Raw genomic sequence first — 21,191 nt, forward strand, 5'->3', positions numbered from 1 at the left:
CTTTTATGTGACGATATTTCCAAGAGTTCCTTTTTTTTCGCCCCATTATCGGCCTGTATGTAATCATAACCAGATTGGCCGAACTATAAATCGCACAATACTTCTATAAAAAAAGCGATAGCAGCTTCCATACAGACAGCGCTATCGCCCAAAGACTAATGCAGAATTCTCATGTTCGAGTATGACTCAGGTTACCTATGTGGTGATCGTTGCCCTTTTCCTTGCTCTTAAAAACCGGACCAGGTTTAAGACGATTGTTTTTGTGACGGCATAGGTTGGAACGGCTAAAACCATTCCCAGTACGCCAGCCAGATTTCCGGCCGCCAGTAAAATAATGATGATTGTTGCCGGATGGGTATCCAGTGTTTTACCCAGGATAAGTGGAGACAGCAAGTTTCCTTCAATTTGCTGGGCCACAAGGATTACGACGACTACCAGTAAAGCCTTTGTCGGGGAATCAAAAAGACCAACCAGCACTGCGGGCGCTCCGCCAATAATCGGCCCGACATACGGGATAATGTTTGTGAAGGCGACGATTAACGCGAGAATTAAAGCATAGCGCAAATCAATGATGAGATACCCGATGAACGCCAGCGTCCCAACCGCCAAGGCAACCGTTACTTGGCCCTGGATGTATGCAGCAAGTGTTTCACCCGTTTCTTTCAGGATTTTCAGCCCCTCATCCCGGTAATCTTTCGGGATGAACTTTGAAACAGCCAGCGGGAACCTGTGTCCATCCTTAAACATGTAAAACAATAAAAATGGGACGGTAACAAGGATGATCGCGATATTGGTGACGATACCCAAAAAGCCCTTGAGTCCATTCGTCAGTTTGGTGGGTATCGTATTCGCATACTCAATTACGCGCTCCTGCACCGTATCAATCATTTCACGCTGCTCATCCCTAAAGCTTTTAAACTCTGAGGACTGAACAACATCGTAAAAATACTCCGTCGTCTTGTCAGCAAAAACAGGTAGATCATTCGCAAGCTCCGTCGCCTGCTTGGAAACCGCCGGAACCAAATTCCCAATTGCCAGAACAAGAAGTGCACCAAACACAACATAAATGATCAATATGGCGAGTACCCGGGGAAGTTTCTTGCGTTCCAGGAAGTCCACCACCGGATTCAGCAGGAAATAGAGGAATCCAGTAATCAGAATCGGAAAGAACACCGTTGAGATGAAAATCCCGATCGGCTCAAACATAAACGAAATCTTCGTAGAAACATAAATGATTGTCGCGATTAGCAAAATTTGAATCAGCCAAAATTGCAGTTTAGATTTAGTCAAAGTATGTACCTCTTGCTTCAGGTTATTTTGGTAAAATTATACCAAAATTCCGGGTTAAAAGATAATTTTTTTCAGACAAGAAATATCGCTCATGCGACCTTTGCATCCTCATTCAACCACTTCCTTAAAAACAAAATGCAAATTGGCGTTATGATTGTCATTGCGCCAATGGTCGTAAAAGCAACACCCCAATTGAAGTAATCGAGCAGAATGCCAAAAATCATCGGTGAAAAAATCGTAGCACTGAATCCTAAAACGGACTGGATCCCTAATGCAATGCCGGTTATCTCGGGATCGGATATTTCTGTGATCATTGTGTTATAGATCGGTGAATCAGCAATAATCGTAAATCCATATATGAAAACAATCGGAAGCAGAATCCACATACTCGCCGGCGTTAGCCAGCCAATCACCAATGAACAGCAAATACTGATATAAATAAATAGCTTAATTGATTTTAACCGGCCGAAGGAATCAGACATTTTTCCGCCTATAAAACTGGCAATGCCGCCAATCATCACAACAAACGCACCGATAAAATTACCGACAGAAATGGCATTGGTGACATCATGAGCCTGAAAGTAATACACCATAAAAGGACCAATCCAAGCCCACATCGCATACAGTTCCCAACAGTGGCCAGTGTAGCTGATGTTCACCAGCAGATTTCTTTTGGTGAGCACCCTTTTTAAAAGTGACATACTCAAACGCTGGTTATGAATATGGATGTTTTCAGGAATGCGGGAAAAATGTATTAATGCGGATGCCAGAATTGCCGAGCACGAGGTAATCAAAATAACGCCCTTCCATCCGACCAGATTAATGAATAATCCAGAGACAAGCAACGAAAATCCCGAGCCAACGACGAGCGACCCAACAAAAAGCCCCAGCGCCGCACCTCGTGTTCTATCGCTCGATGTTTGGGCAACTATTTTCATCCCCGGGACATAAATACCTGCAATTCCAATACCTGAAATAAACCTCAGCAATAAAGCCGACCAGAATCCCTGTGCCAAAACACTGAAGAGCACACCAGAAACTCCAGCGATCAGTGCCCCGTACATAAACGAATATTTCGGATTATAACGATCACTCAAAAAGCTGTAAAAAAACACCGCTGCCACATAGCCTATATGAAAAAAAGCCACTATAATCCCAGATTCCGTCGGGGATAAGCTCCATTCCTTTTCAACAACAGGCATAACCGCTGAAAAATTAAACCACACCTGCATCGCCAGAAATTGAGCTATAGATAAAGTCCATAAAAGACGAGTCATCTAATCACCTTCTTAACATGGTAACTTCCTTTATCAATAAAATACCGAATTTTCCGATTTTATACAAGGCGAGTTTGCGGCCCCGATTCATATAAGCTGGTGGCAGCGTAAGGGGATTTGGATGGATTCTCCTCTTACTTCTGACAGCTTGACTGCGTTTGGTGCCAAACCTGTCTGAAGTCGGTGTTTCTTTTGACAGCTTTTCTCCGTTTGGCACCAAACCTGTCTTAAGTTGGGCTTTCTTTTGACAGCTTTTCTCCGTTTTGCGCCAAACCTGTCTTAAGTTGGGCTTTCTTTTGACAGCTTTTCTTCGTTTGGCACCAAACCTGTCTTAAGTTGGACTTTCTTTTGACAGCTTTTGTCCGTTTGGCATCAAACCTGTCTTAAGTTGGGCTTTCTTTTGACAGCTTGACTCCCCTTGGTGCCAAACCTGTCTGAAGTTGATCTTTCTTTTGACAGCTTGACTTCCTCAGCATCCAAACCTGTCACGATTACGGCTTTTTCTTGACAGCTTTTCACCTTCAGCTCCCTAACCTGTCACGATTAACTCTTTTTCTTGACAGCTTTGCACCCTCAGCACCCAAACCTGTCACGATTACCGCTTTTTCTTGACAGCTTTTCACCCTCAGCACCCAAACCTGTCACAATTACCTCTTTTTCTTGACAGCTTTTCACTCTCAGCACCCTAACCTGTCACGATTATCTCTTTTTCTTGACAGCTCTTCACTCTCAGCACCCTAACCTGTCACGATTATCTCTTTTTCTTGACAACTTTTCACCTTCAGCACCCTAACCTGTCACGATTATCTCCTTTTCTTGACAACTTCTCACCCTCATCACCCTAACCTGTCACAATAACCGCATTTTTTTGACAGCTTTTCCACTCCTCCTCCCAAACCTGTCACAATCCCAGCCAGCCAACCATCCATCCGCCCGAAAAACAAATCAAAAAACCGCCCCGAGGTCTTTTGCCTTCCTGAGCGGTTACACCAATTAAAATTATGCTGCTGGATTCACTTCTAGTTCAACCTTGATCTTGATGTCTTTGCCGACAAGAACGCCGCCTGTTTCAAGTGGAGCATTCCATGTAAGGCCGAATTCTTCGCGGTTTACTTTTGCTTCTGCTTCAAAACCGTAAACTTCCACGCCCCATGGGTTTGTGCCTTTGCCGCCGTATTCCACGTCGAATGTGACTGGCTTTGTTACGTCCTTGATTGTCAGGTCGCCAGTTACTTTGTAATCATCGCCATCGCGTGTGATGCTTGTGGATTTGAAATCGATTGTTGGGTAGTTTTCGACATCAAAGAAGTCTGCTGATTTCAAGTGGTTTTCGCGGTCTTCGTTACGTGTGTCGATGCTTGCTACATCAATTTTGAATGCGATTGATGCTGTTGTTAAATCAGTCAGGTCTGCTGCTTCAACGTCAGCTGTATATGAGCCAAATTGTCCCTTTACCTTTGATACCATCATGTGTTTCACTTCAAATCCTACTGCTGAGTGCGCCTGATCTACTGCAAATTTAGCCATTCTATAATCCCCCTGTTTTGTATTTATCTCGAATTCGAGATATTATTCTAAAAAAATAAATCTCAAAATCAATTATTTTTAATTCGAGATAAATTTATCATGAAACCGACTTTACTGTCAATACACTTTTCTGATATTTATTTTTACAGAATGAGCACAGCATTAATCGGCCCAAACTCACTCTAAACCGTTCAGACCTTTGGCAATCTCCTCTGCAATGTCCCGATGTACGCTGATGTCCCAGATTATGAAGGACACAAGAAATATAAGATATAATAAGCCATACCACTTAAAATTCCGCTTCGGTCTGAAGGGAGAATAAACTAAAGCAATAAAAACAGCAGCAAACAGCGGGATAAGATATATATTCATCATCCAGAGCTGATTCGCCTCATTAATCGGCAGCATTACTTCAAGCGCTTCCTGAGCTGTAACCTCCCTTTCAATCACCTGTTTATTTCAAAACCCTCTTTCAACTGTCATCGTCATATTTTCCTGATCCAACTGATAATGAACACCTGACAGATTAAAATTCGTTTGCGCCGTGAAAAGCAAGAGCAAGGTTACCAATAAAAAATAAACCACGAATGGGAGAAACCGCTTATCGAATTTTATAATGGGGCCTCCTCCTTTTCTATAAGCCTAATATCTTCTATCCACCACTTTTCTGTCTTATCGTAAAAGTCGCCACTCCTGGTCAAGACAAATTGATAGTTACTTTCCAGCTTCTCGACTGTAAGATATGTAAGAAGAATTTTCCCCTTTTCAATACTAAATTCACTAAGATTCATGACCACTCCAGGACTCCAATCAAGACTAGTATATTTGAAGTTAATACTGCATGGGCAATTGTAATCTTGATCAAGGTAGCCAAAACTTGTAAAATTATCAACTCCGATTAATTCAAATACTTCTTCAAACTCCCCCACTGCTTTATAGGTCTCAACAACATCGATCGCATCCATGAAGTCCTGATATCGAACGGAGGATTGTGATGCAGTTACTTCTTCTTCGAGGTTTGAAAGATTTTCGGCCAATGTATCATTTTCATTCTTCAAATCTTCCGTCATCCTCGACCGTCTTTCGATTTCTTTTTCTAAACTAATCACTTTCTTTTCAAGACGATTTTTATCCTCCGCAAGTTTCGCTGCAGAATCGGCTGTTCTTGCATTATCCAACAGAGCAATCGCTGTGATGACTAATAAAATGATAAGAGCGGAAACTTTAAAATCTTTCTTCCAATTCATTGCTAACCCTCCCTTTCAAAAAGGATGATAATACTATTATACGAATCTCCTACCCGTTAGTTTCAAAAGAACCCAAAAATATCCACCTCGTTCTGTACGAGGTGGATATCCTTTATTTCAGCTCAAAATAATCCATCGTAGATGTCTCTTCAAATCCGCATGACTTATAAAGGTTAAGCGCATTTGAGTTCTCGGCTGCTACCTGCAGCATGATTTCCTTTGCATTTGCTGCCTTCAGCTTTTCAATGGCCAGCAAAAGAAGCGCCCTGCCGTAACCCTTCCGGCGATGCTCCGGCAACACACCCAGACCAAAAATGGCACCGAGCTTCGATGTCAGCTGCAGATTCACTTTCCCGATGATTTGCCCTTCTTTTTCAACAAGATAAGAAGTCATCCCGCGCCTTTCCTCTTCCTCTGGCAAAATCATGTCTTCTGTACTGATGTCCTCTTCCTCTCGCAAACCCATGCCTTCTGAACTGATCTCCTCTTCATCGTTAAAATAAATCGCATTCTGCCGCGCAATTTCGTATGCGTCGGCATTCGTCGCTTTTCTAAAAACAATACCTGCCAACTCGTCTGGATTGGCGTTAGGGGCATCTTTTTTCAAAAACATCTCATATTCCGAATGCTTGTATTGCCCTCCAACTCCGGCAATGAACTTCTGCCCCGCTTCCGAATTACGGTCACTCAGAAGCAGCATGCTGCCAGAATCCCGGCGCTTCGATTCTGCCATGACCAGCTCAAACAGTTTGGTGAAAACACCCTCGCGCCGGTAATCCGGATCCACCATCCCATTCACTTCCCAAGGGCCGCCGAAGCTGCAAATCCCCATATAGCCAATCAGCATCTCCCCACGAAGTACATGAACTCATTTATATCCTGAACCACCTCATTACTGCCGCTGACTCCCAGTTTATAATCAAGCTCCAGCTTCAGTGCTGTTCGATCCATACGATTGCACCGGTCCTGAAGCCCGCTAATTATTTCATAATCGCCGGCATCGATATTTTCCTTTAGTTTAATCCATGGTTTATGTATGATTTGCATTCTCAGCACTCTCCAGCATTTATGTCTGTCTTACAAAGGTTTTCACGTAAAAAACTTCATTGTGGTCCTGTATCTTATTCGCTTAAGTAAGCATCATTCCTCCTTTAGGCAGATGTCAAAAATAAAAAAGCTGCCGGGATCCATTCCCGGCAGCCAATTTATTTTAAAGGGGGATTTAAAATAAAGTTAAGCAGCGTTGCGTGTGACTTCTTCTCCGCGCTTGAAAACTGTTTTGCGGATGTATGGTACCACCCAGCGGTCTAAACCGTATTTACCTGCATTGTAACCTGCGAACAGGATGATGAATCCGAAGAAAATGTCTGTTGGGTTATGAGACACTGTTCCAGCCAGGAAGAAGCTGAAGTTCATCACTAAACCGAAGAACATCGCAGCAGTTGTCAGCGTACCAAGGATCAATCCAAGACCAACAAGGAATTCCCCTAATGGCACGATAGTATTGAACAAATCGACGTTCGGGATCGCGAAGCTTTCAAGGAAGTTGACGTACCATCCATAAACCGCGTTACCATCTGGACCTTTTACCGGGTTCGCCACCGCATTTTTCAAAAATCCAGAAGCGTCGAAGCCTTCACCAGTCAATTTACCCCAACCGGCAGTCATCCAGTTGTATCCCAGCCAAACCCTAATGACAGTCAATATACCAGCAGCAACATTGTTTTCTCTTAACCATTTTGCAAACATGTTCCTCACTCCAATAAGTTTATTAGTATTAGTACATTCATAAGATATCAAATTTATCTTGAAAATAGGGCTTTATGTGAATGATTTCACATTTCTGTTGAAATGTTTTGAACAAATTATGTCTACGCTAAAATCAATCTTTAAATTTTACTAATAAAGGCTCTCCAAGTAATTAAAACTGGATTTGTTATCGGGCTTCCCCTCTTATTAAGAAACATTGAGGGTGAGTGGACATTCCCCCTTAAAGAGACTTTGAAGGTTACAGGCTTAAATCCTTCAATAAAATCGCTTTATTTTTTAAAAAAATCTTACCTTCCCTGCATACTGTGCCAATTTCAAGCCATCATAAGGACGAATAACAACAAAACAAGGAGTGAATAAAGTGAAAAAGTCACTAATATTAGCAGGCTGTGCCGCAATTACATTCGGGTTGGCCGGATGCGGAGCAAATGACAACGCAGCAAACGATAATAACGACAATGGCCAACAGCGTGTCCAGATTAACCAGGTTCGTCGCGGCCCCGCTACCGAAAACAACAGACTTCAGCTTGCTGATCGTGCAGAGCGCCAGGTAGAGCAAATGCCCGAAGTAGACGACGCACGAGTCATCATCTCAGAAAACAATGCATATGTAGCTGTCAGACTTGCTGATAACGGTAATAATACAGGTGCTGGCAATAATACCGACGGAAACGGAAATGGTAACATGAATAATGCACTGGACGGCAATGGTCAAACATTTGCTGAAAATGGCCGTGTTAACCAGGATCAAGGTCAAGCTGGGAATGATGGGATTATCGACGGCAAAGGCGATGCTGGAAATGGAGACCGCCAAAATGCTGGTACAGGAGATGGCGGATACAGCAACAACATTTTCGGTACAGGTAATGGAAATGGTACTGATGCTGGTACAGGCAATGGAAATGGTACTGATGCCGGTGCAGGCAGAAATACAGCTGGTGGAAATGGATTGGAACGTGAAATTGAACAAAAGGTCCGCCAAGCCCACAGAGGGATTGACAACGTATATGTCACTGTAGACAATAACGCTTTTGACAGAATGGGTACATTTGCTGATGACATCCGCAATGACAGAAACAGGGATGGCATATTTGAAGATTTTAGAAACACAATGGGCAACTTCTTCGGAAGATAAAAGATATGCTCTTTTTGTAAGCTTTGTTCCTTTTTGAACGAGTACTCTCCAATACTTGTCCAGAACTCTGCTCTAAAAGAGCGCCGCTCCCTTAATAGTGGAAACAGCCATGTACGAAAAGCAACAATCAATGTGAATAAAATGACAAAGAAGCATAGGAAACCCTATGCTTCTTTGTCATTACATAGACATTGCCTGTTTCGCCAGCATCATGTCATTCTGGAGCATCTTGCTCAGGTTATAAGACGGGTACAATCCATTCCTGTACATATAGGTATAAATCCTTTCATGCATATCGACCGCAGAATTAAGCTGTTTCTTCAGCACCCTCCTGACTCCTGGAGTAGCCGTTTCGGTGATGGCGATTCCGTAATTCCTCACTGCCGTCTTAGCAAAGGCCAGCAAATCCCCAGCCAGGAAACTGTCGGAAACTCGATAATTGCTTGACTGTGTTGGCATCGGGGCATACGGGTAAAACTGCAGCAGTTCCCGAAGATTCATTTCAAGCCCTTGAATGGACTTCATATAAATGTCCCTAAGCTGCTGATCCTGAACCTCTTTCATTCCATTTTTCAGCTTCATTAAACCAATTGCTTGAAAAGCAACCAGCTCATGGATTTCCAATGTCTCATGCCAGGCGAGAGTCTGATGATTTGTCATATTCATGCTCCTTTTTCCTTTTTTGACCTTACAGTGTATGAAACTAGAAAAGCAGTGGGTGCATGGAATGAGGAATAAAAGGAAGCCGAATCAAAAAAAGGGGTTGTTAAGTCCCCTCTCGAACTTATTTATATCATAAGGCCATTAAATGGAGGATAGCTGGTTGGTATGGAATCCAGATTATCCCCTCAGAGTTTACGATCACTGCAGCTATTTATGAGCAGATGACTCTGAATAAAAAACCAATATCGGAGATTTATGTGTTGGAGGATTTACTTTCCGAGATATAAAAAGGCTGCCGGGATTAGCCGGCAGCCAAAATATATTAAAGGGGGATTTAATTCAAGTTATGCCACGTTGCGTGTGACTTCCTCTCCGCGTTTGAAGACAGTTTTGCGGATGAATGGCACGACCCAGCGGTCTAAACCATATTTACCAGCGTTGTAGCCAGCAAACAGGATGATGAAGCCGAAGAAGATGTCTGTCGGGTTGTGAGATACTGTTCCGGCAAGGAAGAAGCTGAAGTTCATAACAAGGCCGAAGAACACGGCAGCAGTTGTCAGTGTTCCAAGGATCAAGCCAAGTCCTACCAGGAATTCTCCAAGCGGAACGATAAAGTTGAACAATTCGATGTTCGGAATCGCGAAGCTTTCAAGGAAGTTCACGTACCAGCCGTACACCATGCTTCCGTCTGGACCTTTAACCGGATTCGCGACAGCATTTTTCAAGTAACCAGATGCGTCGAAGCCTCCTGTCAATTTACCCCATCCAGCAGTCATCCAGTTGTACCCAAGCCATATTCTAATAACAGCCAATAGACCAGCAGCAACATTGTTTTCTCTTAACCACTTTGCAAACATGTTCCTCACTCCAATAAGTTATTTATTATTATTACACTATTAAGATATCAAATTTCCATCAAAAAAATACTGTGTTGTGACATTAGTCACAATTCTGTTGAAAAGCTTTGAACGAATTATGACAGAGGATTTTGAAAGGCTATTCTAGAAAGTACTAATACAGGAAAAGCTTCTGTTAAAACGGTTTATCCAAAAATAATCTCTGGAAGGAGAAACTCTATATGTACGAACTGAAAACAAAAGAAAATGACAATAGTGTCATTGAGTTCATCGAAAACGTCGACAGCCCCAAGAAGCGTGAGGATGCCTACAGATTATTGGATACTTTCACAGAAACAACAGGTTACCCTGCGAAAATGTGGGGACCGAGCATCATCGGGTTTGGTTCGTATCACTACAAGTATGACTCCGGTCACGAAGGAGACGCACCACTCGTAGGTTTCTCGCCGCGGAAAGCAAAGATCAGCCTGTATTTTGCCACTGGGGACACAGAAAGAGAGGCTTTGCTGAAAGAATTAGGCAAACATACCTCCGGAAAAGCGTGTGTGTACATAAACAAAGTAGCGGATATTGATGTGGAAGTTTTAAAAGCACTCATCAATCAGTCTGTCACATTTTTACAAGAAAGGTATCCCACTACATAAGGAGAGATGAATATGGAACCTTTTACAGTTCCCGACCTTTCAGCAAGACCACATGGTTTTAAAGTAGAACGTTTGATGGCGTCACCGGCTGAGGTCCTTTTCGCGGCTTGGACCGAAAAATTCGATGAATGGTTCGCCGCCCCCGGAACGCTGATCATGAAGGCTGAGGTCAATTCTGTGTTCTATTTCGAGACCGTTTTTAAAACCGAAGAAGACCTTGTTGAGCAGCGCCATCCGCATTACGGAAGGTTTCTGAGGGTAATCCCTGACCGTTTGATCGAATTCACCTGGGTAACCGGTGCAGGAGGAACTGAGGGCGCTGAAACTGTGGTGACAATCGAGCTTGAACCAAGGGGCAATGGTACTTATCTAAGCCTGACACACAAAAGATTTCCAGATGAAAAATCCAAAAGCCGGCATGATTCAGCCTGGGAAATGATTCTTGAACACCTCGATCAGAAGATGATGGAAGATAAATAGATACCGGAGAGCTGCACCACAGGCCATCCCCTCCTGAAACAAAAATGTAAATAACTGGACTCGTTAAAGTCACATAAAACGGGAATATAGTCTTCAAGAGGAGTTATTTTCGAATGGAGGGAAACGACGATGAAGAAATCGACCAAGAATTTTGTACTGGCTTCTTTGCTTTCAGCTGGCGGCGCCGTTCTGCTGACAGCCGCCTACCGGAAAAGCCAGCGCGATGCGATTCGTTTTCTTGAGGATACAGACATGAGGAACAGCGAGAAAATCGACCAGATGGAGAGTGTCGATGCGGGCATAGATCCAGCTGAAAGAGGGCTTACCCAGCTTGATTCGGCCATGCGCGCCGAATGGCAGGCCAATGGTTTCCCGCAGACTCATATGGAAATGGAAGAATTGGCAGAGGAAACCGACGTCGAGAAAAATACGAACTATGCACCGAATATGTAAACAAAAACCTCGCCAATATACAGCAATGAATCAGACTGTGGACAAACTCACTAAAAATGAGCATGTCTTCAGTCTATTTATTTAGGTGAAATGGCGATAAGTACCTTATGGAGACACTTTTTCATGCTTTTTCAGAGAAATGCGGCACCCATCGGCCTTATGGAGACACTTTTTTGTGCTTGTTCAGAGAAATGCGGCATCCATCGGCCTTATGGAGACACTTTTTCGCGTATGTGCAATAAAAAGCAGCATCCATCGGCCTTATGGAGTCACTTTTTTGTGCTTGTTCAGAGAAATGCGGCATCCATCGGCCTTATGGAGGCACATATTGGCGCATGACCTGAAAAATGCGGCTTCCATAACCAGAAATTCTAGCGCCGTCACTTCAACCATAAACAAAACCTCGCCAATTCCCGGCGAGGTTCCTGTTTTACGCACTCTGCGTAAGGTTTTTTTCTTTTTTTCCATGGAGTGCGTAATAGGTAAAGACACCGACGATGATCAGCGGCACCATCGCCAGGTACAGCCCGCGATATCCATAGTCCGGCACCATGTACCCAAGCAGGAACGGGCCGACACCTATTCCAATATCCATCATGATGAAAAAGGTCGAGGTGGCAAGGCCCATGCGATGCGGCGGTGTCATTTTGATGGCGACCGTCTGGGCGACAGATTGAAAGTTTCCGTACCCTAACCCGATGAGCCCGGCAGCCAGCAGGAATACAGCGCCCGAATGCGCCTGACTCAGGATTAACATCCCTAACGCAAAAGTAATCATTGCCGGATAAGCAACGAAATTGGCACCTTTGGCGTCCATCAGCTTCCCCGTGAACGGCCTAGAAAATAAGACAGCCATTGCATAAACGAAGAAGTACATGCTTCCCGCTTCTGTCAGGTTTTCTTCCTTCGCAAATGACGCGATAAATGAAAGCGTCCCCGAGTATGCGAGCGCAATGACGAACATAACAACAGAAACCGGTAAAGCATTGGGCTCCAGGTATTTCGCCAAGCTGAATCCCCTGCTCCCGGCACCTTCAGCCGTATTATCCATAACAGGTTCTTTTACCATAAGGGCAATCGGCAAACAGAGCACTCCGACAACGAGCGAAAAGATGAACATGCTTTCGTAGCCAAATTGGCTGATCATCGGCAGGCCGATCAGCGGACCAATCGCCGTCGATAAAATCACGCTCAAGCTGAAATAGCTGATTCCTTCACCTTTCCTGCTGGCAGGAACCACCTGTGCCACAATTGTTCCCGTCGCGGTTGACGCAAACCCGATGCCGACACCGTGAAGAAAACGGACAACCAGAAGAACATAAATATTGGAGGGGATGAGATAAAGAGCAGTAATCAACACAAAGAACAATACCCCGCCAATCAACATCCTTTTGCTTCCGATCCTCGCAACCTCTTTGCCGGCATACAATCTGGCAAAAAGAACACCGATGATGAAAATACTTGAAGCCAGGCCGGCCATACTGGATGACGCATCATAAGCATCGGCCGCATACGATGCCATCGTTACAATCAATAGATACATAGAAAGCATCATCACGAAATTCACAAGCGAAATCGAAATGAAATCCTTCGTCCATAACTTTTCTTGCTGCATACATTCACCTTCTAAGTTGTACTATATATTTCGAAAACCGAATTAATTATAACGTTTTTAAAAATTTATGTCTATGGAGGAGAACTTTGAGCGCGCCAAAGAAAAAGACTGAACCCTCACCGGATCCAGTCATGGACACTTATTTTGGCAGCAATACTTTATCGATTACATGGATGACACCATTGGACGCTTCAACGTCAGGAGTCACGACATTCGCATCGTTTACTTGAACTGGGTCAAGTGAGATGGTGACATTTTTCTTTGCCAGTGTCTGTGCCTGCATTCCTTCCTTCAGGTCACCCGACATCACTTTGCCAGGAAGCACATGGTACAGCAGGATATCCTTCAGATCCTGTCTTGCCAGCAACTCATCAGCTGTAATCCCTAAATCCTTGAGAAGCTTATTGAATGCTTCATCAGTAGGCGCGAAAACTGTGAACGGCCCTTCGCCCTTCAACGTTTCAACCAGACCTGCTTTCTCGAGCGCAGCTGCGAGGATTTTAAAATTCCCAGCTGCTACGGCCGTATCGACAATATCCTTTTTGTTTCCTGGGTTGTCGGCAGCAAAACTAGGGTTCGCAATTGACATCACCATCATTACTGCAAAAAGAACTGCCATAAACTTCTTCATTATGAGAATCACTCCTTTTTTCCAATAGAGGCATGATTAACCTCTGTATTTTTACAAAAGGTAGTATTCTCCAACATTACAGATTTATCCTCAAATTATAATGACTGATCTCAGATGTGCATCTTAGGCACTTGCTTCAGGTCTTCTTGTTGACCTTTTAAAAACACCTATATTACCTTTTACGGTGCAGTTATCCCGTTTTGGGCTTTTAGATTGTTTCTACATGACCTTTTCAGGTTCCAGCCGCGTTTTGGGCTTATAGATTTCTTCTATATGACCTTTTGCTGGGCGGACACCCCTTTTCGGGCTTATAAAAATAGTTCTATGTGACCTTTTAACCTGTTGGACTTCCCTTGGGCTTATAGAGTTTCTATGGTACCTTTCCACCTTAATTCGGGCACACCAGGTAATCAAAGTTATTGAAACTTCTAGCAAAGCCATACGTAAATTCACTATAAGCATTTTTGGAAGGGATGGTTATCATGAACTTTACGAAAGAGTGCCCTAAATGCGGAAGTACGGAAATCGGCAAAGGCAAGCATGCTGGATATGCTGTTATGTATCCCGAGAATAAGGTGATGAGTTTAGGCTCTGAGATTCTACACATTATTTGCACGGACTGTGGATTCATCATTGAAAGCTATGTGAAAAAGCCGGAGAAGTTCAAATAAATAAACAGGCTGCCAGCAATCTGGCAGCCTGTTACTCTATTACTCAGACATTATGTTTTCCATTTCTTTAAACTCTTCTTTTACCGCTTTGCCTGGTCCGGTTGTGATTTTGCTGACCACAATGACGGCAATCAAGCTTAAGAAGAATCCAGGGACCATTTCATACAGGAATGCTGACAATCCATCGATGCTGATCCAGATGATGACAGTAAGCGCACCGACGACGATACCGGCAAGCGCACCCCAACGATTCATCTGCTTCCAGTATAGGCTCAGGAGCATGACTGGTCCGAATGCGGCACCGAATCCAGCCCATGCGTTACCAACCAATGAAAGAATCGTGTCGTTAGGCGTATAAGAAAGCGCGATACCGACTAATGCAACAAGCAATACGGCTGCACGGCCGACGAATACCAATTCTTTGTCTGTTGCTTCGCGGCGGAAGAATGCCTTGTAAAAGTCTTCAGTCAATGCACTCGATGTTACGAGCAGCTGTGAAGAAATGGTACTCATGATCGCAGCCAAAATCGCAGCGAGCAGGAATCCAGTGATATAAGGGTTGAACAGAATGTTCGCAAACATGATGAAGACTGTTTCTGGATTTTCAAGCGTTACGTTGTTCACTTCTACATAAGCAATACCAACAAGACCAACGGCCAAAGCTCCGATAATCGAAACGATCATCCATGTCATCGCGATTCTGCGCGCTGGCTTAAGCTCTTCCATCGATTTGATTGCCATAAAGCGGACGATGATATGCGGCTGGCCAAAGTAACCCAGCCCCCAAGCCAATAGTGATACAATTCCAAGGAATGTCGTACCTTTGAAAAGATCCATCAATGTAGGATCAATGGCTCCAACTGTATCCATGACGTTTCCAGGTCCGCCAAGCTCCGTAAAGGCAACAACCGGCACCAAGACGAGTGCAAGGAACATGATGACACCTTGAACAAAGTCAGTCAAACTAACAGCAAGGAAACCGCCGAATAGTGTATAAACGATAACAACACCAGCTGTCACGAACAAGCCCCAGCGATAATCAAGCCCGAATGCTGACTCAAACAAAGTACCGCCTGAAACTAGACCCGCTGAAGTGTACAGCGTGAAGAAAATGATAATAACGACTGCAGATACAGAACGCAGGATTTTAGTTCGATCTGAAAAGCGGTTTTCTAGGAAATCGGGGATTGTGATTGAATCATTTGCAAGCTCCGTATAGGTTCGAAGTCTTGGAGCTAAGATGAGGTAGTTCAAATAGGCACCAATCGATAATCCAATAGCGATCCAGGCACTGGAAATACCTGATGTGTACATTGCGCCAGGCAAGCCCATCAGCATCCAGCCACTCATGTCGGACGCACCCGCTGACAGAGCCGTCACTGACGGTCCAAGACCACGTCCGCCAAGCATATAGTCTGATAGATCAGAAGTTTTGCGGTATGCATACAATCCAATCAGGATCATTGCAATAAAATAAATTGCCAAAGAAATAAATACTTCAAAAGTCACCAAATCTCTCCTTTTCGTTTTCCCTAAACGAAATAAGTAACATAGTGGTTAGAAAAGCGCAAGCGCCTCGGCCATACCCGAAAACGTCTCGAGGGTCTAGGCGCTGGAGCTAGACAATTAAAATCGGCTAACGTACTAGAATGAAGTGGAATCTTCAAGTATGAATGGTATAAGAGCTAACCAGCCGAACCACACAGAAAAAAATTCTTATGTTAATTATGCCGTCCAAGTTTTTCCTGCCCTCATGGGGCTTACGGTTATTAAACCTAACAAACATCCGGAATTGTTTCAAGGATGTTACAGGGTTTTGCGAACAGTCAAAACCCGCGCCCTGACTAGCCTATAAGGAATGGTAACGCTTACAAAATTTATCGAAGTAAATATATTATGAATATTCTGAATAAGTTATTTAGCGACTAGACAAGCACTTTTTCGCAAAAAAAACTCTCCAGAGCAGAGAGTTTCTGTTGAAAAAATTTATAATTGCACGGTTAGTTAATTTCTTGCTCAATCTATTTAGTTAATTCCTGGTTGAATTGATTTATTGCACGGCCTTTTATGTTAATTGCACAGTTGAACCGATTAAGTGTTCTGTCTTTTATCTTAATTGCACGATACAAAACGGGAATTGCTCACTCAACACAATTAATTGCTCCTTCATCCATATTAAGGAAAAGTCCAAGCGTTTAATTCTCTCGAATCTTAATGTGTTGAATGACTAAACAGATAAATCGCCATCGACAGGCTGCCGATTCCCAGCACGACCAGGCTTGCATAAAACACTTTTCTCCATGTTTCCCCAATGAAGTAGATGTTCAGCAAAAAGTAATAAATCAGGGCACTTCCTCCGATGAACAGCAGATATTCGTTGAGATATTTAGCTGGCATCGGATTGGTAACACTGGTCAGCGCCAATCCGGCAAAGATGAATACACCGATTATATTCAGTATCTTCTTTAAGTCTGCTTCCGGTGTCCTCTCTATTTTCACATTTTGTGATGTCTGCATTTTCGTTTCCATCCTGTCACCTCAGATTAATAAGTCTCATTTGTTTTTACGTTTCAAATCAAAAAATGTTCCGTCAAATTAAAGACAACTTTTCCCAGACGAGACATGCACCCTTACCAATACTTTTCTCCCAAGTATTATATAAAGACAAAAAAACCGGCAGGAAAAGTGTACAAGCTAGTGCTTTTTCAAACCTTGAAAATGCGGAAACTCGCGTCAGCGATATCGAGAGCCAGGGAATTCATACGTTTACCTCGACTTGTTAATATGTATTCAACAGCCGAATCCTGACAATGGATCCGGCCGTTTTTTCATAAAGATTACTCTTCAAAGCTTTCTTCCAGCTCTGTGATCAGCTCACCGACGTACGAGACTGCCTCGCGGATTGGCTCAGGCTCAGACATGTCGACTCCTGCCTTTTTAATTAAGTCCAAAGGCTTCAATGTCCCGCCAGCCCTTAATACGTCGAGCCATTGTTCAACAGCTGGCTTTCCTTCGTCCAGAATCCTCCGGGAAACTAGCGTCGAAACCGTTAATCCTGCCGAATACGTATATGGATACAAACCCATGTAGTAGTGCGGCTGGTGCATCCAGGTCAGTCCTGCTCCTTCATCCATTTCAACGGAATCTCCCCAGAAGTTTTCAAGGATCTCCAGCTTTAACCTAGACAATAAGTCGGCTGTCAACGGCTCGCCACCTTCGGCCAGTTTGTAAACTCTGCGCTGAAGTTCTCCTTCAAGCAAATGGGTGACAAAATTATGATAATACGTCCCTAATAGCTGGAGGATGACCCAGCGCCTTTTCCGCTTGTCCTCCGTATTCGACAACAAGTGGTTTCCGAGCAGCATCTCATTCATCGTCGATGGTGCCTCGATAAAATATCTCGACGGCCGGGTATTGACCATTCTCTGATTCTTTCCTGCCAGGTAAAAATGTCCGGCATGTCCCAATTCATGGGCTAGTGTGAACGCACCGCGCATCGTATCCGGCCAGGTCATCAGGACGTATGGATGTGCGCCATATGGGCTTGAGCAAAAAGCACCCGTGCTCTTCCCAACATTGTCAGCATAGTCAACCCATCTCTCGGATAGCGCCGTCTTGATCATCTCACTGTACTCCGGCCCCATGATTTCGAGTGCTTCCTGGACCGTTTCCGCAGCCTCATCATAGCTAGTCTCTATTTTATATTCTGGATCCAGCGGCGCTTTAAGGTCGGCATTCGTCATCTTATCGAGACCTAAGACGCGTTTTATCAATTTAGCATAACGCCTCATGTGAGGAGCCAGCTCTTCCTGGATGATGTCCAGCTGGTTATCATACATCTCACGGGTTACCTGCTGGTCATGCAGCAGCATATCGGTGACAGAATCATAGTTCCTTAGACGGGCCATCGCTACCTCCTGATTTACCTGGGTTGCATAGGTTGCCGCAAAGGTATGCTTATATTGATTCAATGTCTTGTTAAAAGAATCATAGGAATTGCGGCGCACGGCTGCCGACGGCGAAGACACGTATTTGCCTGAATAAAGAGCAAAAGAAAGAGGAATTTCATTTCCCTCGTCATCGATAAAAGGATCAAACTGCATGTCAGACAATTTACCCCGGTTGTAAATATTGTACGGGGAACTGAACAGTGATCCAAGCGCTGCGAGCGTTTCCTCCGTTTCCTCGCCAAGTGCATGAGGCTTGCGATCCTGTAAATCGCTCAAGTACTTTTTGAAGGGCTCCAACCCTTGCTCCTCTTCTAAAAACTGATCAATTTTCGCATTCGGTAGCTTGATGATTTCTGTTTCTACAAACGCAAGCTCCGCATTGACTGTCGACTGAGCATCACTTGCCCTAGCACCATCCTTCTGCCTTTCCGGATCGGTATGGTCGACTGATTGCCGCAGATCGGCATACATCGACACAAGGTTAAAACGCTCCAAAAGCTTCTCCTTGGCCTTCAGACATTCCAGCAGCTCACCTGCACTATTGCCAAGCTTCCCCTTATATTCAGTGACTTCCGGCAGATCCTCCTTGACCGCCTTCAGCTCCTTTTCCCAGTCACTCCTCGTTTCAAAAAGAGCAGTTAAATCCCATGTCTGTTTTTCATCCACTTCCTGTCTTTTCAATCGCTCATTCGATTTTTTCGCCATCCTGCTTCCCTCCTAACGAACTTTCGGTCTATTAAACCTATACCACAACGAAAAACCTCTACACGTTGAATTTGATGGAAGCCCGCACACGAAGAAGCCTGGCACTCAACGAATGCCAGGCTTCTTATCTACCATGCTAGATTTCCAACGTCCATCTTTCTTCCTGCGTTTTTTTTAGCTGCTTTTCCGTCTCCTCAGGGTAAACCGTCCGGAATTTATGTTGATCGGCAGGGATGATTTCTACCATTTTCGCAATCATATCCTCCGGATCGAATTGGTTCTTTAATCCTTCCTCCTGCTTTTCCATGTCCTCTTTTCGGGTAAAGTTCTTCTCCTCATCGTACCACTTCCATTTCTCCTCAGCCGCCCGCTTGTTGAAGCCTGTTTCGAATGCACCCGGGTTAATCGTCGCCACTTTTACATTGTGCTTTTCCAACTCCGACTTCATGGTTTGGGCGATTCCCTCAATCGCATGCTTCGTGGCCGTATATGGCCCGACATATGGCGTGGCTGAAATACCTGCCATCGAGCTCATGAAAATGATTTTTCCGCTCCCTTTTTCCACTAGCTTACGCGCCGCGATTTGCACAGTTTCCAGCGTAGAGAAGACATTCACTTCAAAAAGCGCGCGAATCCGGTCCATCGGCACCTCAGCCAGAGGACCGCCTTCATTGATCGCTGCATTCGCAACAAACACATCAAAATCATACTCCTTGATCTGCTCACGATCCCGCTCATTTGTAATATCAAGCTTGAATACTTCCATATTAAGCCCCTGATCCTCGGCCTCCCGCATCAGATCCGTCTTCTGGGAAGTCAGCTCAGTCGTCGCAATCACCTTGTGTCCTTTTTTCGCAAACCCAAGCGAAGCCCCGCGGCCAAGCCCGCTCCCTGCGCCTGTAATAAAAATCGTTTTACCCATTCCGAATCCTCCTATCAATATCAACTAATAGTTTCATCTTCCCGGGAGGCGGAAATGTAAAACATAGAATGATTAGGAGGAAATCAGGAACTTAAAAATACCTAATATCTATATAGAATTTATTGGCTCTCTGTTCCTATGTATTCTTCACTTCCAATAGTTACTGTCATTTAATTTAAAACCACCATAACAATCAAATGAATTTGAATCCACCCTTCTCTCCTGTATATTAAAGCTAGAGAACATTTAGGAAGGGTGATTACTATTCAAAAGCAAATACAGCTAAAAAAGAGACCAACTGGAGTTCCTACATATGACCATTTTGAATTTGTAGAAGTACCTATTGAAAAACCGGCAAAAGGAGAAATACTTTTACAGACTATTTATATTTCGGTCGATCCTTATTTACGCGGGCGCATGAATGACACCAAATCCTATATCCCGCCGTTCAAATTAAACGAGGCTATTTCAAGTGGTGTAATCGGAAAAGTGGTTGAGTCCCAGTCAGATCTTTTTGAAGTGGGCGATTTCGTAATAGGCTCATTAGGCTGGCAGGAATTCTCCATCGCAAAAGATAACACTGTCCGCAAAATTGACCCGAATTTGGCACCAGTATCCGCATACTTAAGTGTATTAGGCATGACTGGTCTAACAGCATACTTTGGTTTATTGGATATCGGAAAGCCGAAAGCAGGTGAAACAGTCGTTGTTTCCGGTGCCGCGGGAGCTGTCGGTTCTATTGTGGGTCAAATTGCAAAAATCAAAGGTGCAAGGGTCGTTGGTATTGCTGGTTCCGATGAGAAGGTACATTATCTTCTAGATGACCTTGGATTTGATGCTGCAATAAACTACAATACACAGGATGTAAGCTCCTCTCTTAAAGAGGCATGTCCTGATGGAATCGATGTCTATTTTGAGAACGTCGGCGGAGAGATTTCCGATGCGATTTTCCCTCTCTTGAACAACTTCGCAAGAATTCCTGTCTGCGGAGCGATTTCAGCGTATAACCAGTCAGAGCCAGATGTAGGACCTCGTGTTCAGGGTTACTTAATCAAGACTAGTTCTTTGATGCAAGGGTTCACAGTCGGAAACTACTCGTCCCGCTTTGGCGAAGGTGCCAAAGAATTGGCGAGCTGGCTGTTAGAAGGGAAATTGAAGTATGAAGAAACGGTTACAGAAGGCTTTGATAATACAATTGACGCATTTTTGGATTTGTTTAAAGGGGCAAACCTCGGAAAAGCGATCGTAAAGGTTGCAGATTCTGATCAATAATAGACAAAGCCGTTCCGGAGCTATTTCCGTAACGGCTTTTCGTTTGCCAGCAAACTTCACTTCTTCTCTTACATCGAAAACA

21 protein-coding genes are annotated in these 21,191 nt (G+C 44.0%); 6 read left to right on the top strand and 15 right to left on the bottom strand.

The features are described 5' to 3' along the window. Window positions 1-195: 195 nt before the first annotated feature. The 7 genes from J7E37_RS05910 to J7E37_RS05935 form a co-directional block, all read right to left on the bottom strand. Complete coding sequence (locus J7E37_RS05910; protein ID WP_215022952.1) at window positions 196-1,290, bottom strand: AI-2E family transporter; 1,095 nt, start codon at window positions 1,288-1,290, stop codon at window positions 196-198. 89 nt (window positions 1,291-1,379) lie between these two features. Further along, window positions 1,380-2,567 (bottom strand): MFS transporter, encoded by a 1,188-nt coding sequence (locus J7E37_RS05915; RefSeq protein ID WP_215022954.1) that lies wholly within the window; start codon window positions 2,565-2,567, stop codon window positions 1,380-1,382. 999 nt (window positions 2,568-3,566) lie between these two features. Then, window positions 3,567-4,094 carry a YceI family protein gene (locus J7E37_RS05920; RefSeq protein WP_215022957.1) on the bottom strand — a complete coding sequence of 176 codons (528 nt, stop codon included), beginning with the start codon at window positions 4,092-4,094 and terminating at the stop codon, window positions 3,567-3,569. Between the two features lie 611 nt (window positions 4,095-4,705). Then, window positions 4,706-5,341, bottom strand: a complete 636-nt coding sequence (locus tag J7E37_RS05925) for a coiled-coil domain-containing protein (RefSeq protein ID WP_215022959.1) — start codon at window positions 5,339-5,341, stop codon at window positions 4,706-4,708. A 112-nt stretch (window positions 5,342-5,453) separates the two neighbouring features. Continuing rightward, window positions 5,454-6,188, bottom strand: a complete 735-nt coding sequence (locus J7E37_RS05930) for a GNAT family N-acetyltransferase (protein ID WP_251009506.1) — start codon at window positions 6,186-6,188, stop codon at window positions 5,454-5,456. Continuing rightward, window positions 6,182-6,388, bottom strand: a complete 207-nt coding sequence (locus tag J7E37_RS22015; RefSeq protein ID WP_251009507.1) for a hypothetical protein — start codon at window positions 6,386-6,388, stop codon at window positions 6,182-6,184. Before J7E37_RS22015 ends, J7E37_RS05930 begins: the two co-directional genes overlap by 7 nt. A gap of 186 nt (window positions 6,389-6,574) precedes the next feature. Beyond that, window positions 6,575-7,090 (bottom strand): DoxX family protein, encoded by a 516-nt coding sequence (locus J7E37_RS05935; protein WP_215022961.1) that lies wholly within the window; start codon window positions 7,088-7,090, stop codon window positions 6,575-6,577. 382 nt (window positions 7,091-7,472) lie between these two features. On the opposite strand from J7E37_RS05935, the gene J7E37_RS05940 reads away from it, so the two are divergent. Next, on the top strand, window positions 7,473-8,246 hold the full coding sequence (locus J7E37_RS05940) for a YhcN/YlaJ family sporulation lipoprotein (protein ID WP_215022963.1): 774 nt from the start codon (window positions 7,473-7,475) through the stop codon (window positions 8,244-8,246). 180 nt (window positions 8,247-8,426) lie between these two features. On the opposite strand, the gene J7E37_RS05945 is transcribed toward J7E37_RS05940, so the two are convergent. After that, on the bottom strand, window positions 8,427-8,906 hold the full coding sequence (locus J7E37_RS05945; protein ID WP_215022965.1) for a spore coat protein: 480 nt from the start codon (window positions 8,904-8,906) through the stop codon (window positions 8,427-8,429). Window positions 8,907-9,253: 347 nt separating this feature from the next. After that, window positions 9,254-9,766 carry a DoxX family protein gene (locus tag J7E37_RS05950; protein ID WP_215022967.1) on the bottom strand — a complete coding sequence of 171 codons (513 nt, stop codon included), beginning with the start codon at window positions 9,764-9,766 and terminating at the stop codon, window positions 9,254-9,256. A 221-nt stretch (window positions 9,767-9,987) separates the two neighbouring features. On the opposite strand from J7E37_RS05950, the gene J7E37_RS05955 reads away from it, so the two are divergent. From J7E37_RS05955 to J7E37_RS05965, 3 genes are all read left to right on the top strand, one after another. Continuing rightward, on the top strand, window positions 9,988-10,410 hold the full coding sequence (locus J7E37_RS05955) for a DUF1801 domain-containing protein (RefSeq protein WP_215022969.1): 423 nt from the start codon (window positions 9,988-9,990) through the stop codon (window positions 10,408-10,410). 12 nt (window positions 10,411-10,422) lie between these two features. Further along, a complete protein-coding gene (locus J7E37_RS05960) occupies window positions 10,423-10,890 on the top strand; it encodes an SRPBCC family protein (RefSeq protein WP_215022971.1) in 468 nt (155 codons plus the stop codon). 129 nt (window positions 10,891-11,019) lie between these two features. Beyond that, complete coding sequence (locus J7E37_RS05965) at window positions 11,020-11,343, top strand: hypothetical protein (RefSeq protein ID WP_215022973.1); 324 nt, start codon at window positions 11,020-11,022, stop codon at window positions 11,341-11,343. Between the two features lie 430 nt (window positions 11,344-11,773). Here J7E37_RS05965 and J7E37_RS05970 read toward each other — a convergent pair whose 3' ends face one another. Together J7E37_RS05970 and J7E37_RS05975 are read right to left on the bottom strand one after the other, a co-directional pair. Beyond that, the gene (locus tag J7E37_RS05970) at window positions 11,774-12,958 is read right to left on the bottom strand and encodes an MFS transporter (RefSeq protein ID WP_215022975.1); all 1,185 of its coding nucleotides are present in this window, start codon (window positions 12,956-12,958) and stop codon (window positions 11,774-11,776) included. Window positions 12,959-13,097: 139 nt separating this feature from the next. Then, window positions 13,098-13,589: a fasciclin domain-containing protein gene (locus J7E37_RS05975; RefSeq protein WP_215022977.1), complete on the bottom strand. Its 492-nt coding sequence runs from the start codon at window positions 13,587-13,589 to the stop codon at window positions 13,098-13,100. 482 nt (window positions 13,590-14,071) lie between these two features. Here J7E37_RS05975 and J7E37_RS05980 point away from each other — a divergent pair, with 482 nt between their 5' ends. Beyond that, window positions 14,072-14,260, top strand: a complete 189-nt coding sequence (locus tag J7E37_RS05980; protein WP_215022980.1) for a transcription initiation factor TFIIIB — start codon at window positions 14,072-14,074, stop codon at window positions 14,258-14,260. Window positions 14,261-14,299: 39 nt separating this feature from the next. Here the strand turns inward: J7E37_RS05980 and putP are convergent, their stop codons facing one another. The 4 genes from putP to J7E37_RS06000 form a co-directional block, all read right to left on the bottom strand. Continuing rightward, window positions 14,300-15,769 (bottom strand): sodium/proline symporter PutP, encoded by a 1,470-nt coding sequence (putP, locus tag J7E37_RS05985; RefSeq protein ID WP_215022982.1) that lies wholly within the window; start codon window positions 15,767-15,769, stop codon window positions 14,300-14,302. Window positions 15,770-16,471: 702 nt separating this feature from the next. Continuing rightward, the gene (locus J7E37_RS05990) at window positions 16,472-16,789 is read right to left on the bottom strand and encodes a hypothetical protein (RefSeq protein ID WP_251009508.1); all 318 of its coding nucleotides are present in this window, start codon (window positions 16,787-16,789) and stop codon (window positions 16,472-16,474) included. Window positions 16,790-17,097: 308 nt separating this feature from the next. Beyond that, window positions 17,098-18,915, bottom strand: a complete 1,818-nt coding sequence (gene pepF, locus J7E37_RS05995) for an oligoendopeptidase F (protein WP_215022984.1) — start codon at window positions 18,913-18,915, stop codon at window positions 17,098-17,100. Between the two features lie 136 nt (window positions 18,916-19,051). Beyond that, window positions 19,052-19,837, bottom strand: coding sequence for an SDR family oxidoreductase (locus tag J7E37_RS06000; protein WP_215022986.1), 786 nt, complete (start codon window positions 19,835-19,837; stop codon window positions 19,052-19,054). A 255-nt stretch (window positions 19,838-20,092) separates the two neighbouring features. Between J7E37_RS06000 and J7E37_RS06005 the strand changes: the two genes are divergently transcribed. Then, entirely contained in the window at window positions 20,093-21,109 is a 1,017-nt protein-coding gene (locus tag J7E37_RS06005; protein ID WP_215022988.1) for an NADP-dependent oxidoreductase, read from the top strand. Window positions 21,110-21,191 lie beyond the last annotated feature (82 nt).

The sequence above is a fragment of the Bacillus sp. ISL-39 genome (assembly GCF_018613295.1).
In the GTDB taxonomy this organism is placed as follows: Bacteria; Bacillota; Bacilli; order Bacillales; family Cytobacillaceae; genus Mesobacillus.

What these genes read in the sequence shown, in the direction of transcription:
- J7E37_RS05915 (WP_215022954.1), bottom strand. Translation starts at nt 2,567, where the DNA reads ATGACTCGTCTTTTATGGACTTTATCTATAGCTCAATTTCTGGCGATG.
- J7E37_RS05920 (WP_215022957.1), bottom strand. Translation starts at nt 4,094, where the DNA reads ATGGCTAAATTTGCAGTAGATCAGGCGCACTCAGCAGTAGGATTTGAA.
- J7E37_RS05925 (WP_215022959.1), bottom strand. Translation starts at nt 5,341, where the DNA reads ATGAATTGGAAGAAAGATTTTAAAGTTTCCGCTCTTATCATTTTATTA.
- J7E37_RS05930 (WP_251009506.1), bottom strand. Translation starts at nt 6,188, where the DNA reads ATGCTGATTGGCTATATGGGGATTTGCAGCTTCGGCGGCCCTTGGGAA.
- J7E37_RS22015 (WP_251009507.1), bottom strand. Translation starts at nt 6,388, where the DNA reads ATGCAAATCATACATAAACCATGGATTAAACTAAAGGAAAATATCGAT.
- J7E37_RS05935 (WP_215022961.1), bottom strand. Translation starts at nt 7,090, where the DNA reads ATGTTTGCAAAATGGTTAAGAGAAAACAATGTTGCTGCTGGTATATTG.
- J7E37_RS05945 (WP_215022965.1), bottom strand. Translation starts at nt 8,906, where the DNA reads ATGACAAATCATCAGACTCTCGCCTGGCATGAGACATTGGAAATCCAT.
- J7E37_RS05950 (WP_215022967.1), bottom strand. Translation starts at nt 9,766, where the DNA reads ATGTTTGCAAAGTGGTTAAGAGAAAACAATGTTGCTGCTGGTCTATTG.
- J7E37_RS05955 (WP_215022969.1), top strand. Translation starts at nt 9,988, where the DNA reads ATGTACGAACTGAAAACAAAAGAAAATGACAATAGTGTCATTGAGTTC.
- J7E37_RS05960 (WP_215022971.1), top strand. Translation starts at nt 10,423, where the DNA reads ATGGAACCTTTTACAGTTCCCGACCTTTCAGCAAGACCACATGGTTTT.
- J7E37_RS05965 (WP_215022973.1), top strand. Translation starts at nt 11,020, where the DNA reads ATGAAGAAATCGACCAAGAATTTTGTACTGGCTTCTTTGCTTTCAGCT.
- J7E37_RS05970 (WP_215022975.1), bottom strand. Translation starts at nt 12,958, where the DNA reads ATGCAGCAAGAAAAGTTATGGACGAAGGATTTCATTTCGATTTCGCTT.
- J7E37_RS05975 (WP_215022977.1), bottom strand. Translation starts at nt 13,589, where the DNA reads ATGAAGAAGTTTATGGCAGTTCTTTTTGCAGTAATGATGGTGATGTCA.
- J7E37_RS05980 (WP_215022980.1), top strand. Translation starts at nt 14,072, where the DNA reads ATGAACTTTACGAAAGAGTGCCCTAAATGCGGAAGTACGGAAATCGGC.
- J7E37_RS05990 (WP_251009508.1), bottom strand. Translation starts at nt 16,789, where the DNA reads ATGGAAACGAAAATGCAGACATCACAAAATGTGAAAATAGAGAGGACA.
- pepF (WP_215022984.1), bottom strand. Translation starts at nt 18,915, where the DNA reads ATGGCGAAAAAATCGAATGAGCGATTGAAAAGACAGGAAGTGGATGAA.
- J7E37_RS06000 (WP_215022986.1), bottom strand. Translation starts at nt 19,837, where the DNA reads ATGGGTAAAACGATTTTTATTACAGGCGCAGGGAGCGGGCTTGGCCGC.